Below are 255 nucleotides of genomic sequence, written 5' to 3'. Positions count from 1 at the left end.
CCGGATTGAATCAATGATCAGATAAACCTGGTTAGAGAGGAATCCGAGTGTCTTAGAAGAAATGCCGAGAACGACGAATCACTGGTATGCCAGATCCCTTTTTTAGGCATTGGGGTCTGATGCTGGACGGGCGTGAAGCCTAGTCAGCACGTATCAGATGGTTAAGCGACCAAGGGCGCACGGTGAATGCCTTGGCACTAGGAGCCGATGAAGGACGGGACGAACACCGATATGCTTCGGGGAGCTGTAAGTGAG

At 51.8% G+C, this 255-nt stretch carries 1 rRNA gene; it reads left to right on the top strand.

Annotation, left to right across the window (positions count from 1 at the left end):
• Positions 1-159: 159 nt before the first annotated feature.
• Positions 160-255, top strand: a 23S ribosomal RNA gene (locus HCN83_RS18135); the annotation flags it as partial.

This window comes from Alkalicoccus luteus (assembly GCF_012034335.1).
Taxonomy (GTDB): Bacteria; Bacillota; Bacilli; order Bacillales; family Salisediminibacteriaceae; genus Alkalicoccus; species Alkalicoccus luteus_A.
This window is presented reverse-complemented; position numbering and strand designations above follow the sequence as displayed.